The following is a 13,196-nucleotide window of genomic DNA, read 5'->3' as shown; positions in this document are numbered from 1 at the left end:
CAACCCAAGTTCGGTATTAAGGACAATATGTCCCATAATACGAACATGCTTCTATTGCACATTTCGGTCAGAAATTTGTTTGACAATTTAGAAATAGAAATTCAGTTTTCCGGAATTTTTTCCTTCGTAGACACCTAATAAAATCTTTTTCCCAGACCTGATGTCGGCCTCACCCAAAAATATCTTCTCTGACTTCTGATAAATTGTTTTTCCGATCTTCTTACCAAGAAGCGATATTTTTCTTCTTCGTATATCGTCCTCGAAGAGGGGATACGACAAACCTAGCTTAGAACTTAACAAAAATTCTGAACTATTACTTGGTGCTTCCGCTAGTTGACCCTCCTGGCTTGAGACAACAGGACTACCAAGGCCTGGTTTTCCTAGATTGAAACACCTGATGGAAGCCATATCCAGGAACGGGAAGCTGACCTGATTTCCTCTGAAGGACTTCAAGAAACCGACGTGAACGCACACGAGTTCGGGTGTCTCTTTTGATCCAACAAGCATGAAAGCAGTCTTGTCCGATGGAATCGCGACTTGCCCACTGAATTCACCCTCAAGTCCGCTCGCAGTGACAACCCTCTGGTCACCAGGTTTATACGCGGCAATCGAAAATCCGGCTGAGGGATTTCCATCGTGTGCTGAAGTAAAGGTGGTGGATTTGTGTAGCGTAATCAATTGAAGAGAGCAGTCCACATTCTTGTTGCATTGGAAAAAGACCGTTACAACAGATTCCCGAGTGGCATTCACATCGATCTCAAGAGCCAATTGACCGAACTCGTTCAACGATTTTACGTTACTCTCAACGTCGAATGCTGCAGTTACCTCAACAAAATCGGAACTATTCTTCTTGTTTACTAAACGGAATTTAAACCCGTATCTCTCCTCGGCTCTAATCCTGAACATGTGACAGTGAAGGCCCTTGGCCTTTCGCGAGGAGACGTCACCGATGACAATTCGATGAATTTTCGGCAATTTTGTCTCTGCAATCCTCAGCCACTCACCTTCTTCGCCGACGACCTCAGCGCCACGCAACGTCTTGAATGGCATACGTGGTTCCATTTCCCCCATCGGAACTCGGGCCAGATGCGATGACAAGGTCGGGACTTTGGAATTCAGCCACGTGTGAACACCGTTACAAAATGCAGGAATGGCCTGAACGCATTCATTTTTTCGAATATTGTCAACAATTATGTTTCTGACATGCTGCGACCTGACAGACTTCGTAAAATAGTTATCGCTTGGCACAGCAACAATTACAGTATTCAAAGGTGAAAAAATTCGACTAAGCGTATCAGCCACCGTCGATCCGAATACGAAAACCTTGAACGGTCGGCGTTTATGTTCTTGCACATATTCTTCTAGGCCGTACTTGTAGCTTGAAATCTCGGCTCCCATAATTTTCCTGACAAGTTCTACCTTCTCCTTGTCTTCTCGCCTATGCGGAAAGTAGATAATCTTCTTGCCTTTCGCCCACCCTGCGACGCGAGAACATAGTTCCAAAAATTCATTTTGCTTGGCGATCTGGGCCTCACAATGATTGACGCCGCAGACCCAGACCTCGCCTTCGCGGTATTCAAAATCTTCCGGCGAGAAAGAGGTAAACTGTTCGTTCAGAAGCAGATTGTCCGCCTGAGGGATGGTTTCATTGTAAATCGTGAAATAGGTCAGAGACGCTGGCTCCATAACCCTGAAAGGGTCATGTTCACCAAGCGGTACCAAAAGCCCCCTGGTCACCTCTTCACTCTTTCGGCCTGTATCTCTGTATTCCATTACGTAGCGCGAAACAGAACCATCATCGAGAAGGACGATTTCGGGTTTACGTACTTCGGTAAATTGGAAAAACTGCCTGAAAGACATGGGCCTGTAGTCGCCCAATAACACTACATCGAAATCAGTGCCAACTTTTCCAAAATACTCCCCAATCAATTCAATGTAGGATTTTCGATTGTTCAGTTCTTCCGCTCGCCAAGTTTCTACATCTTCAAAATTTTTTGCAAGTAAACTGCGAAAAGGTGGAAAGCTGTCAAAACTTGCCCAGTCGCATCTTTCGGAAATTGATTTCGTGCGGTTGTTGTCTTCATTTTTGCCCGATTCAACATGCGCAATGAAGACATTATTGTAGGCAGTTTCAGTTTGCTTGACATATTGGATTGTATTCTGCATTTGCAGAGGTGAAGTCAAAATTGAAAGCACTTTCATGACGATATTCCTAAGCACTTCTCATAGATACTTGAGTACTTTTCAGCAATTGCCTTCACGCTGTATTGCTCTGCTTGCGCAAGACAGCCTTGCCTCATTTGTTGGTAACCATCGTCACCTAAGCCAAATGCTGAAATCATCGCGTCTCTCAATTGCTCTGGATGAATTGGATCGAAAAGCCATCCAGTGGAATCGTCTAGTATTTCCGCTCCTCCGCCTCGCTTGGAGCCGATGACGGGAACTCCGTGATGCAGGGATTCGGCAAAGACTCTGCCAAATGGCTCATACCAAATCGAAGGAACTACACAAATCCTGACCAGTGCAAAAAACTGCGTCGGACTCAAATACCCTGCAAATTCGACGCCGTCAGAAGGTGCTAGTTGGCGCAAGCGATTCACATAGTCCGGATTTCCGTCGCCCGCGATCAATAGCTTGAGGTCTTTGTCTATCTCTTTTCGAAGGCGGGAAAATTGTTCAATTAACAATTCCAAACCTTTGGTCTCATGGAGCCTCCCTATGTAACCAAAGTCATACTTCTTTTCACCACCGCTTTCTTCGAATAACACATCAGATACTTCGTAACTATTTCCTATGACATGCCTATGTTCAACATCGGCAAACCAGCCAGATTTGCGGAACACGTCCATTACGTGTTGGCTGATGGCCACGACACTGGTCACTTTATTCGATTCTATCCGGCTTTTTTCTCGAGATGGATTTAAACACGCAGAGCAAACACGTTTGCAGGGGACATGTCCTCGCAGCATTCGTCGGTGACAAAGCAGAGAATAAGATCGGAGTGTGTGAACGACCGGGATTCCCATTTCCCTGGCGAGATTCCAAAAACCGACAGTTCCACCAATCACGTTTGTATGTATTATGTTGGGGCGAAACTCAGAGATATGCTTCTCGAATCTTGCGAGAATAGATGAACTTTCCTCGCTTTCATTGCGCCAATACTCGCGCTCTAACCTGGGTGTGGCAAAAATATTAGGTCCATAGCCCAATGGGGCGCCTATTCTTAGAACGTCGATGTCTCTGTATTTCTCCCAAACAGTCGATTCGCTGTCATTCTCACTGAAGACATGGACGGTATGGCCCAGTTGCTTAAGACCTTTGGCCAAGTAAAATGTTGACATCTCGGAGCCGCCAATGCCTAGCTCCGGAAACAAAGAATTTAGCAAAGCTATGCGCATTTGAAATAGCCCAGAAAATGAAGATATCGCCTGATAGCCAATACGCCAATCCATTTCAATAGACCGACGCGACAAATCCCGGCAGAATTCTCCTTAGCGATCAAGACAGATTTCGATCAGATAATTATTGAAATTTCGCTTTATTCTGTTCGCATATCAAGAAAACAGAATACCATTGAATGTATATTCAGGATTTTTTCACCAAATTTTCAAAACCGCTATTTTCTTTTCCAGTTTTTTACATGAACAAGCGCTTCGTATCATCGTAACTACAATACAATTTATGCGGCCCGCTTCGTGATTGCTCGAAGCACACCAAGAGCCCGTAGTTTTCGACTTCAATGCAGGTACCCCATACTCAGCTGCAGATTATTTGTCTCCACCGGTAACCAGCACTTGGGAAATCCTACCCTCCCGCACGACGATCACAATGCAGCTTCTGCATTCCTCACACCGGCACAAAAGCTGCCTCGCCACAGTTCTAAGCATGCGCGCAGAATAGTTGACGATCGGCGTAGAGCTACGTTCGCATCTAATAGAAATGTCAAATCGCTCTATCTGATCAATTAGCCTACTAAATAGTACGCCCCTTCATCAGGATTTAAGACGAGACCAGAACTTTTGTATTTCTTTTTTCTTCAAAGAGACCGACTTTCGCCTGACCTTCTTCCACTTGGGCTTGATACTCTTAGTATGTTTCAACCATTCTGCCGCCGCTATTAAGTCGCCCGCAGCTTCGTAGCACTCAACTGCCAGGAAAGACGCGGCCGCATCTTTCTTGAAAATATTTTCATTTTTTTCGATAATCTTTTTGCATGCTTCATACTCTTTGCGCCCGAGCAATGTCTCTGCTTTGCAAACGAGCATAATCTCGTTTGGCGCTTGACGAGCCGCAATACGGCCTCTTCGCGTCGTGTTGAGGATCTCCTCTGGAAAGGCCGGAGGCAACGGCCGTGGAGTCCAAGTTTCAATATCTGTCTGCAGCAGTGAATATCCGTTGAGGTTGAACCCTGTTCGTGAAAGCCATTGCGTACAAACGTTCTTCTCGAGAAGAGCTTCAATCGATTCACAGTGCCGCAGCGCAAATTCTGTACCGCAACCAACAAAATAATGCGTGCCATGTGAGGCATCCACACCGAAGTCCATAATACAAAGCGGCGTGATTCCAGTGGCGATGGCATCAAAGTAGGCTGTACTCGACACCGACAACAACGCTTGTGCTTCCCTCATCAAGTCAGGCAATGGTTCGTGGGAAAAACGAACGTTCTTCGGCCAGCCCCTGAATTTTTCGGGATGCAGAATGTGGTCGTGAAATGTCTTGCTGCCGGCGGGCACGCGCGGCCTGATGACGATTTCCCAGGATTCGTTCGCACGCGCAAAGTTGCCAAGCGCTTCGAATAACCTTTTCCGCTCTCCAATGGTCCCCGGAACGATCACTTGCTCGGCAAAAACGACGTTCTTCCGCTTGACGTCATCGTTACCATCCCGCACTGGTTTGTTCAGTCCCAGTGGGATCATTCTCTGGTCGCGCGCCACCGACCCAGCCAAGATTGCGGTGAACAAATCCACGTCTCGTTGGCCGTTTACGCAAATGCTGTCAAAGCCGCAGCGCCAGTAAATGCCCTCTTCATACTTTTCGTAAACAACACCGTTGTAGCCAGAAAATATGTAGGGGCGGCCACCCGTTTGCTCTTGAACAAAGGAAATATTGCGCTGGAACCGCCTGATCTGGCTACCACTGGAATAGCAGCCCACCGCTGAATACGAGTCCAGCCCTTCCGAAAAACAGAACTGGTCCAAATTGGCACGAACCACAGAATAATTGGCTTTAAGATCCGAAATCAAAGCCATTGGAAAGGCCGCTAGGTCTGGAACAATGTAGTCAACCTGCCATCCGGCTCCCAGAAAATAGTCGGCGATGCTTTTGGTGCCAAAGTACTGGCTATCGCTATCGATCAAGAGTCCCAGTTTGCGCATATCAGCCCCGTATCTTTTTTAGGAGCGACTCGAAAAAACCTTTCCTGGCCTGAAACTTCCTCGCAGCTATTGAGCGAAGACTCTCTGACTTCTTCAGATGGTCCAGAAATGCTCTAGAGTGCAAAGCATGCAAGTTGTTTGGTCCCGCTGACGTTGCTCCGCTTTTTGCAGCCGCAAGAGCCTCAACCACTAGAGCATCAATCGTATCCGTGGGATCGTGGGTAAATTCCTCGAGCCAACTTCGTTCGACAACCGGCAAGTTGTTCAGGTCGATTTGATCAAAGCTCTTCAGAAGACCTGAGCCATAGAAATACTGCAGTCCGTAATCGTCATGAGCGCCGAAGTCATTGATGATTACAGTCGGTATGCCTGCGTGCAAGGCTTCAACCGCGACGGTCGATGAGACTGTCAGGCAAAGTGAAGCTCTTGCCAGCAAGTGAGATGTGCTCTCCTCGGTCAGATTAAGATTAGGAGGAGCAGACTGTCCAGAATCCGACGCAACCTCCCGGAAAAGACTATCGATTGCGTACCACGTGCGATGCAAAGTCGCTCTGCCGCCGTTTACACGAGCTTTGATCAATATCTCTGTTGAAGGATGCCGTCTCGCCATCGTGAATAACTGTTCGACGAGAAATCGCCGTTCATGATAGTGGCGAGGTATCACCGCCTGTTCAAAAAAGACAATCGGGCCATTGTCGGAAGCTTGCGATTCCCGTTGGATTTTGTCCAGGACTGAGCCGTTTCCGAACAAACGAGCATTAGATGCATCGATGCCGTAGCCATCACACATCCGCTCATACTCACGCATGTCACGTTTGCAATTCAACCACAGGAAGTCGGCGGGAGCCCGTGTGGAAAGACCGTCAAACAGATACCGCAAAACAAGGCCGGGATAGACGCTGATAATGACCGGGCGGCGAGCGCCGTACTCTGGCAAAAATTGAAACAGCCGTCGCGAGGACAATCCTTCCAAACAAGCCAGAACGATATCGTATTGAGCGATCGCGCCACTTTCACAGAAGTCAATAAGGTCAATCTCGCCAATCGTCCTGCCAATCCCGAGTTCGGCAACCTGCTCAGGAGTGATCTGCTTTGTCTTTCTTGCCCTCACCAAGGCATACTCGACTTCTGCGCCCTGCCTTTGAAAGGTCGGCGCAATGAGCCTGGCCGTATTCAGAAACGAGTCATAACCAGCAAGTGCAAGCACCTTCATCGTGTTTACCCGACAAGCCCCTCTGAAATAAGGTAGTCGCACATTTCCCGGATGGCCCCTTTTCCACCATCAGCCTTCAGGACCTGGTCGGCCACGTCCAGCGCGGAAGGGTGCGCGTCGGCCGGCGCGAAGGACAAGCCGCACGTCCGCATGCAGTCGATATCGTTCACGTCATTGCCGATATAGACGATGTCCTGCCACTCGAGCCCCTGCTCCTGACGCCAGCTGTCCAGAACGGAAAGCTTGTCCTCGATCTGGTTCATCACCGGCATCTGCAACTTGGCAGCCCTCGCCCGGACGACCGGATTGGCCTCCTTGGACAGGATCATCATCTTCACGTTCCGCTTGCGCAGGAGTTCCAGGCCGAGGCCATCCCTCCGGCTGCAAGTGACCGACTCCCGGCCGTCCTGGTCCACGATCACCCGGTCATCGGTATGTACACCGTCGAAATCCGTGATGACGGCCTTGACCTTGTGTTGCCCCGCCGCCGGTTTGGGGGACCGTTCGCGCGCGTTCAGGAAGGCCTCGACCACGTCCCAGTCTTCCTGGCTGTCGATCTCCACGGTCGGCCCCTCGAAGGGCACCATGACCGCCGGTCCGCAGAACCGTTCCTTTTTTTCAAGAAAGGACGGCACATGCATCGCGTAAACCGCGCCGTTTTCACGGTATCGCGGCTTCATGTCCTGACGGCGCTGACGCGGCTTGCTGTGGTCGTGTGTGATGCCTTCAGCAAAACCGTCGTCGCCTTCCTGCCAGATGAAACCGTGGTCCTCGACGACGGAGAGAGCTGCCCGCGCGCCCTTGCCGACCATGGTCTCCAGGACGAGGTCGATGTCTTCGGGACGGGTGAAGGCTGACGTGCATTGCAGGAACACCAGATAGTCCGGCAGGGCACGCCCCTGTTCCTGGATCCACTCGAGCGCATGCAGAAGTGCGGCTTCCGAACTCGCCGTGCTGTTGCTCAGCGCCTCCGGACGCCGAATGACGGTCGCACCTGCCGCCGCGGAGATCCGCAGGATGTCTTCGTCATTGCTGGTGACGAAGACCTCTTTCAGCGACTTGGCCTGCAATGCCGTCTGGACAGTGCGGGCCACGAGGGGAACGCCAAGAAGAGGGCGAATATTTTTGCCGGGGAGGCCGACAGAGCCTCCCCGCGCCGGAATTACCGCAATGACGTCCATGGGACTTAAGACACCTGGCGGATATTCGCCCCGTGCTTTTCCTCGCGCCATTTCAGCTTGTCGCGTTGAACCTTCTCGACATCCAGAAGATCGGACTTCTTGAATTCGAGTGCCTTGGCCACGTTGCGCAGGTCGCGGCACATGCGGCGGAGCCCGTCCGGCTCGAGGCTGGCTGCGTGGTCGGTGCCTTTCCAGGTGCGGTCAAGCGTGAAGTGGCGCTCGATATATTCGAACTTGCCCTTGCCGTAGCGCTCATAGCCGGCAGCGCCGAGAGCCATGGCCGCGACGTCGGCCGCGATCCCCAGGTGGTGACCGGAGAAACCGATCGACTTGACGCGGTCGCCGTATTTTTCCTGAAGGGTGTTGATTTCCATCAGGCAGAGGTCTTCGAAGGCAACCGGGTAACCGGACGTGCAGGCATAGACCACGAGGTCCTTGGCGCGGCCGTGCTTCTCGTAGAAGGCAATGACCTTCTCGATCTCGTCGCGCGTGGTCATCCCGGTCGAGACGTGGATTTCACCGTCATAGTTCTTGCAGAGAAACTCCTGCAGGACGAAATGCTGGTTGGTTGCCGACGGCAACTTGATCAGGTTCGGCTTCAGCGAGGCGATTTCCTGGGCGGAGGTCAGGTCCCAGACCGAGGTCGAATAGTCGATGCCGGCAAGACGGCACTCTTCCTGGAGTTCCTTGTGCTGACCGACAGAAAACTCGAGATACTCGCGGTGCGCACCATAGGTGGGGCCGTATGAGTTTTCCGGCACGGGGTGCGGAGTGTCATATTCTTCGGCCGTCAGAAGCTCGCGATTGTGCCGTTTCTGAAATTTGGCAACATCTGCGCCGCAGACCTTGCTCGCAACCTGTATAAGTTCCTTGGCGATATCCATGTCGCCTTTGTGGTTGCAGCCGATCTCGGCAATAACCTTTACATCAACCATCTTCCTACCTTCTCGGCAAAACCTGACGTTCTGTCAGCATCCAAAATCAAGGAGTGTTCCCTGTTTCAGGCCCTAAACCTGTTGCCGCTCTATTCCCATATCCCTCAGTTGAGGACAAGGGCAGAGCCATATTTTTCTTCTCACGATTAACCCGACGCGGTCCACCCGATCACTCGCCGCCGCCCCGCGCGGTATCCATATTCAGGCTTCTGCGTCTTTGCGACAGAAATTCGATGGCCTCATGTATGTTCAAAAGCGACCTACTGGCGTGATCAACGTAATAACTATAATCGATATAGGCACCTGCAAATACCGCTTCAGGCGATGCCGCTCCTCGCCGTGACGGCGGAGGAACTAATCTATCCCGGGTGATGCCCCAACCGCCATAAAAGGGCATGCCGAAGCAGTGAACCTCGCACCCGGCCAGCACGGCTTCGAAACCCAATTGGCTCGAAACGCAATAAACCTTGGCACATCCGTCGAGAAGCGCCCAGGGGTTGACCGGTTCAGGCGTCAGCCTCAACCGACCTTCGGATTGGCAGCGCCCGAGTATTCCATCTCTCTGCGCGAGACTTTCCAGGCGGCCGGCACTGAAATTCCCCGCCTTGCGGCCGAGCATGGTTTCCGGATGAACCCGCAACAGGAATTCCGCATGGGGATTTTCTGCTACGGCAGTTCGCAGCATCGTATCGAACGTGTCGCTTCCCGCGCCGGCGCCCACAATGGACGCATCGCCGGCGGTCTGGTCGATAACCAACACACGGTCCTGCCTGTCTGCAGACTGGAGTCCGAGCCCGGTCAAATCGTCGATCACAGCATGATTATACTTCGACAGCCGGCTCGCGCGCAGATCATCCATCGCCCGCAGTGCTTCGGCGTCTCCGCCGACTGTGCGACGACGGTTGATACAGGCCTCCATATCGCTCGGCTGGGAAGCATCATAATAAATGCCGGTGCGATCCATGACCATGCCAACTGGCAATTCGCTATCACCAGGTTGAACGGAGCGCAGGAACCCGTCTTCAAAGGCGATATATGGAATGCCAATCTGACGAGCAGCATCCCTAGCCTTGGCAGCAGTCGGCTTGTGTCCCCACCCAGCGATTGCGTCGACGCGCCAGCCCAGGGGCGCGCGGCGCAACGCCGTTGCATCGCTCATCAGTGCCACGGCATGACGCAAACGCCAAAGGCCGGATGTCGCAAGACCGATCTTCATAGCTCTGTTGCTTATACTAGTCGGATGGTATTGTCTCCAGTGCAGCCTAGCCAAATGGGACTCCTCCGATAAAGGCTAGGCGTCTGCACCACCGCCCCTTGCGTTTCCCTCCATTCCCGCGTATTCACCCCGACCATTCCAATTCCAGAGCTTGTTCCCCTGTTCCGACGGTGCCTTGCGGCTATTTGTCCCGTGGCCTGCGGCATTTTGAGAGGTATTGCCATGAAACAGACCATCGGCCTCGATTTCGGCACCTCCAACACCGTCGCGGTGCTCGCGGACGGACCGGCGACGACGCCGGTTACCTTCGCGGACGGCAATGACAGCTTCACATCCCTGCCGACCGTGCTGAGTTTCCTGGATCGGGGCGCCGCGCGGGCGCTCAACGCGGAGGTTGGCCCCTGGGCGATCCGGCAGTTCCTGGAAAGTCTGGGAGATGTCCGCTTCATCCAGTCGCTGAAGACCTTTGCCGCGAGCCGGGCCTTCAAGGGCACGGGCGTGTTCGGTGTCCGGTTCGAGTTCGAGGACCTGATGGCCACGTTCCTGTCGCTCGCCTTCGAACGGTCAGGCGGTCACTTCGACCCGGCCTCCACGCGTCTCGTGGTCGGCCGTCCGGTGGAATTCGCCGGCCACAATCCTGACGAGGCGCTGGCGATGGAACGGTATCGCAAGGCCTTTTACAAGGTCGGGTTTGAAGACATTCTTTTCGTGATGGAGCCGGTCGGCGCCGCCTTCTCCTTCGCCCAGTCGCTGGACAGGGATACCACCATCCTGGTCGCCGATCTCGGCGGCGGCACCACCGACTATTCGCTGATGCGCTTCGAGACCAGTGCCGGACACCTGACGGCAACACCCCTGGGGCGCGGCGGCATCGGCGTTGCCGGCGACACGCTCGACTACCGCATCATCGACAATGTCATCCTGCCGAAACTCGGCAAGGGTTCAAGCTACAAGAGCATGGGCAAGGTGCTCGACATGCCGCCCAATCTGTTTTCCAACTTCGCCCGCTGGCACATGTTGTCGATCTTCAAGACCTCGGACGACTTCAAGGAAATGAAGAAGCTTCTGCGCTACTGCCTGGAACCGGACAAGATCGAGCTGTTCATTGACCTGGTGGAAGAAGACCAGGGTTATCCGCTCTACAAATCCGTCTCCGAAACCAAGGCGCTCTTGTCATCCGAAGACGAAGCGGAGCTGACTTTTACCCCACTCGGCAAGGACTTCAGGGCCGATGTCAGGCGCGCCGATTTCGAACGCTGGATCGCGCCAGATCTGCAGAAAATGAACAAGGCGCTCGACGCAACCCTTGAGAAGGCCGGCCTTCCGGAAACGGACATCGACCGGGTGTTCATGACCGGCGGCACCTCGTTCGTGCCGGCCGTCCGGCATATGTTCGGTGAGCGGTTCGGCACGGAGAAGGTCTCCGGGGGCAACGAGCTGACCTCGGTCGCCAACGGCCTGGCGCTCATCGGCGCCCGAGAGGATGCCAGCGACTGGGCGCTGGCAGCCTAGAGCCGCGTCATTGAGACCAGCTCTGACCGATAAAACGCGGCCCGGCCTGTCACGACACTTGCCGAGACACATGGATGAGGGACACGTCACCGTCAGCATCAAAGTCGAAGGCAATCTGCCGATCTGCCCCGTGAAAATACACATACCCGGCTTCAACCGAACCAATCAGCGGCGACTCGGTTGCCTGCCTGCAGACATCGGGGGAACCAAACAGTCTTTCAATGTCCTTCCGGTCGGCATGCCGGCTGATGCCGAAAGGAAGCCGCCCTCGAAACACCGCTGAAAAAGCCCCGTTCCCCCTGCCTGTGTCCGGCTTGCTTTTCATCGTGATCTGTATGCCCGATACCCTGTGCGGTTCGACGCGCGACAGGATCAAGGCCAGTCCGAGCGCCGGGTTTGTAAGAAAAATCTCGTCAGAACCATAGTCTTCCGGCTCACATCCCTGAAAGAAATCGGTCAGTCCAGTTTCCGCAATGCGCTGCCCGATCATGAGCAGTGCGTCGGTGAGGTCCAGGTGCTGCACATTCCCCCCATTTGGTCGTGTCTCGCGACAGTCGGCACATTCGTCACCCAAGGCCATACACCCTCTGGGATCTCGGCAGGAAGGTGCAGCCAGGATTGCAACGCCCCGTTTGCCCTCATCCGCAAAGGCCTTCCATCAGATCAATTCTGTCATTTCCCGTCTATCACGAGCCTGGGCGCACGCAGCCAGCGAGCGGTGTCACAGTTCTTCAAATGCGCGGCCTCGCAGATCAGCCCGTGATCATTGTCGATCACGGCTGCCGCATGTTGAGAAAGCGCGCCCGTTGGAGGCAAGGCATTGTAACCGTCTGCTATGCGAGCACACCGTCTTCGCGCAGCCGAGCTTCATAGGCCACAAGTTTCCCCGATTCGAATTCTCTTCTGACAAACTCCCGAAGGCTGGAAACCTCCGCACTGTGAAATGCAAGAATGTCGATCGCGAGCCTTGCGGTCTCATCCTGGTTCTGGTCGGCAATCGCAACGAGGTGCGATTTGATCGACAGGATCTCTTCAAGGCAGAGCGCCGCGATGTCGCCCGTTTCCTCGTGCCCTGCAGCCAATTCAAATAGAAGATCCAGTGCCTCCGCGGTCGCCTGCATCGGACTGGGTCTGATCGCCGCACACAGAACAGACATGATCTCTCTCGACGCCGGGTAGAGGTAGCCCTGAACCACGATATTGTTTTCCAGCTTGCCATGCCCGGCTTTCCGCAAAGCCGGGTCCGGAGAAAAGAGGTTCAGGAATGCGGCTCGAAGATCATGAGGTTCTTCTCGCGGAGCGTATTTCGTCTGACACGTCTCAAGTGACCACCAGTTGACAGAGTCCAAATGCGTTTCGATGAATGACCTCTCGAACATCTACTTCAAAACCCCGGCGGCACGAGCAGCCGCAAAGACACCGACGCCGTGTCTCCGGCGGCTATTTTTTCCCTCTTGCGCACGGCCGCCTTGACCGGCAGCAGAAAGGAACCGGAGGTCTTGTCGGGCCAGATTGTGGTCTGCCAGGTGGAGGCACCGATGCGCGCGCTGACCTTGATCATGCCCCAGGCGCGACCTTTCTGACTGCCGGTGTAGAACCGGATCTGATCGGCGCAGTCCTGCGGCAGGGTGACGAAGGTCCAGCCTCCGGGCCCTGCATGCAGCCACAGCTTTCCGTCAAACTCCATCTGGTCCAGCAACAGGCAACTCCGGTCATATAACGGCTCTGGCCGAAAGATCGGCGAGAGCTGCTATGACCGTGAGA

General features: G+C 53.5%; 11 protein-coding genes. 1 reads left to right on the top strand and 10 read right to left on the bottom strand.

The window, feature by feature from the left end:
- Nucleotides 1–87 precede the first annotated feature (87 nt).
- The 7 genes from CHH27_RS23630 to CHH27_RS23600 form a co-directional block, all read right to left on the bottom strand.
- Nucleotides 88–2,202, bottom strand: a complete 2,115-nt coding sequence (locus tag CHH27_RS23630; protein ID WP_157739076.1) for a hypothetical protein — start codon at nucleotides 2,200–2,202, stop codon at nucleotides 88–90.
- The gene (locus tag CHH27_RS23625) at nucleotides 2,199–3,452 is read right to left on the bottom strand and encodes a glycosyltransferase family 4 protein (protein WP_094073774.1); all 1,254 of its coding nucleotides are present in this window, start codon (nucleotides 3,450–3,452) and stop codon (nucleotides 2,199–2,201) included. The genes CHH27_RS23630 and CHH27_RS23625 overlap by 4 nt, the downstream gene beginning before the upstream one ends.
- A gap of 540 nt (nucleotides 3,453–3,992) precedes the next feature.
- Nucleotides 3,993–5,375 carry a DUF6716 putative glycosyltransferase gene (locus CHH27_RS23620; RefSeq protein WP_094073773.1) on the bottom strand — a complete coding sequence of 461 codons (1,383 nt, stop codon included), beginning with the start codon at nucleotides 5,373–5,375 and terminating at the stop codon, nucleotides 3,993–3,995.
- 1 nt (nucleotide 5,376) lies between these two features.
- Nucleotides 5,377–6,588 (bottom strand): DUF6716 putative glycosyltransferase, encoded by a 1,212-nt coding sequence (locus CHH27_RS23615; protein WP_094073772.1) that lies wholly within the window; start codon nucleotides 6,586–6,588, stop codon nucleotides 5,377–5,379.
- Between the two features lie 5 nt (nucleotides 6,589–6,593).
- A complete protein-coding gene (locus tag CHH27_RS23610) occupies nucleotides 6,594–7,769 on the bottom strand; it encodes an acylneuraminate cytidylyltransferase (protein WP_094073771.1) in 1,176 nt (391 codons plus the stop codon).
- 5 nt (nucleotides 7,770–7,774) lie between these two features.
- A complete protein-coding gene (locus tag CHH27_RS23605; RefSeq protein WP_094073770.1) occupies nucleotides 7,775–8,704 on the bottom strand; it encodes an N-acetylneuraminate synthase family protein in 930 nt (309 codons plus the stop codon).
- Nucleotides 8,705–8,873: 169 nt separating this feature from the next.
- Complete coding sequence (locus tag CHH27_RS23600) at nucleotides 8,874–9,920, bottom strand: hypothetical protein (RefSeq protein WP_094073769.1); 1,047 nt, start codon at nucleotides 9,918–9,920, stop codon at nucleotides 8,874–8,876.
- A gap of 222 nt (nucleotides 9,921–10,142) precedes the next feature.
- Here CHH27_RS23600 and CHH27_RS23595 point away from each other — a divergent pair, with 222 nt between their 5' ends.
- On the top strand, nucleotides 10,143–11,432 hold the full coding sequence (locus tag CHH27_RS23595) for an Hsp70 family protein (RefSeq protein WP_094073768.1): 1,290 nt from the start codon (nucleotides 10,143–10,145) through the stop codon (nucleotides 11,430–11,432).
- A 49-nt stretch (nucleotides 11,433–11,481) separates the two neighbouring features.
- Here CHH27_RS23595 and CHH27_RS23590 read toward each other — a convergent pair whose 3' ends face one another.
- The 3 genes from CHH27_RS23590 to CHH27_RS23580 all read right to left on the bottom strand — a co-directional run bounded on the left by CHH27_RS23590 (nucleotide 11,482) and on the right by CHH27_RS23580 (nucleotide 13,131).
- Nucleotides 11,482–12,012, bottom strand: coding sequence for a hypothetical protein (locus tag CHH27_RS23590; protein WP_157739075.1), 531 nt, complete (start codon nucleotides 12,010–12,012; stop codon nucleotides 11,482–11,484).
- Nucleotides 12,013–12,265: 253 nt separating this feature from the next.
- The gene (locus tag CHH27_RS23585) at nucleotides 12,266–12,667 is read right to left on the bottom strand and encodes a hypothetical protein (protein WP_157739074.1); all 402 of its coding nucleotides are present in this window, start codon (nucleotides 12,665–12,667) and stop codon (nucleotides 12,266–12,268) included.
- A 149-nt stretch (nucleotides 12,668–12,816) separates the two neighbouring features.
- Nucleotides 12,817–13,131, bottom strand: coding sequence for a DUF1905 domain-containing protein (locus tag CHH27_RS23580; RefSeq protein WP_247646151.1), 315 nt, complete (start codon nucleotides 13,129–13,131; stop codon nucleotides 12,817–12,819).
- Nucleotides 13,132–13,196 lie beyond the last annotated feature (65 nt).

The sequence above is a fragment of the Labrenzia sp. VG12 genome (genome assembly GCF_002237595.1).
Taxonomy (GTDB): Bacteria; Pseudomonadota; Alphaproteobacteria; order Rhizobiales; family Stappiaceae; genus Roseibium.
Note: the sequence above shows the minus strand (reverse complement) of the source record. Positions and strands in the feature narration are given on the sequence as shown.

What these genes read in the sequence shown, in the direction of transcription:
- CHH27_RS23630 (WP_157739076.1), bottom strand. Translation starts at nt 2,202, where the DNA reads ATGAAAGTGCTTTCAATTTTGACTTCACCTCTGCAAATGCAGAATACA.
- CHH27_RS23625 (WP_094073774.1), bottom strand. Translation starts at nt 3,452, where the DNA reads ATGGATTGGCGTATTGGCTATCAGGCGATATCTTCATTTTCTGGGCTA.
- CHH27_RS23620 (WP_094073773.1), bottom strand. Translation starts at nt 5,375, where the DNA reads ATGCGCAAACTGGGACTCTTGATCGATAGCGATAGCCAGTACTTTGGC.
- CHH27_RS23615 (WP_094073772.1), bottom strand. Translation starts at nt 6,588, where the DNA reads ATGAAGGTGCTTGCACTTGCTGGTTATGACTCGTTTCTGAATACGGCC.
- CHH27_RS23610 (WP_094073771.1), bottom strand. Translation starts at nt 7,769, where the DNA reads ATGGACGTCATTGCGGTAATTCCGGCGCGGGGAGGCTCTGTCGGCCTC.
- CHH27_RS23605 (WP_094073770.1), bottom strand. Translation starts at nt 8,704, where the DNA reads ATGGTTGATGTAAAGGTTATTGCCGAGATCGGCTGCAACCACAAAGGC.
- CHH27_RS23600 (WP_094073769.1), bottom strand. Translation starts at nt 9,920, where the DNA reads ATGAAGATCGGTCTTGCGACATCCGGCCTTTGGCGTTTGCGTCATGCC.
- CHH27_RS23595 (WP_094073768.1), top strand. Translation starts at nt 10,143, where the DNA reads ATGAAACAGACCATCGGCCTCGATTTCGGCACCTCCAACACCGTCGCG.
- CHH27_RS23590 (WP_157739075.1), bottom strand. Translation starts at nt 12,012, where the DNA reads ATGGCCTTGGGTGACGAATGTGCCGACTGTCGCGAGACACGACCAAAT.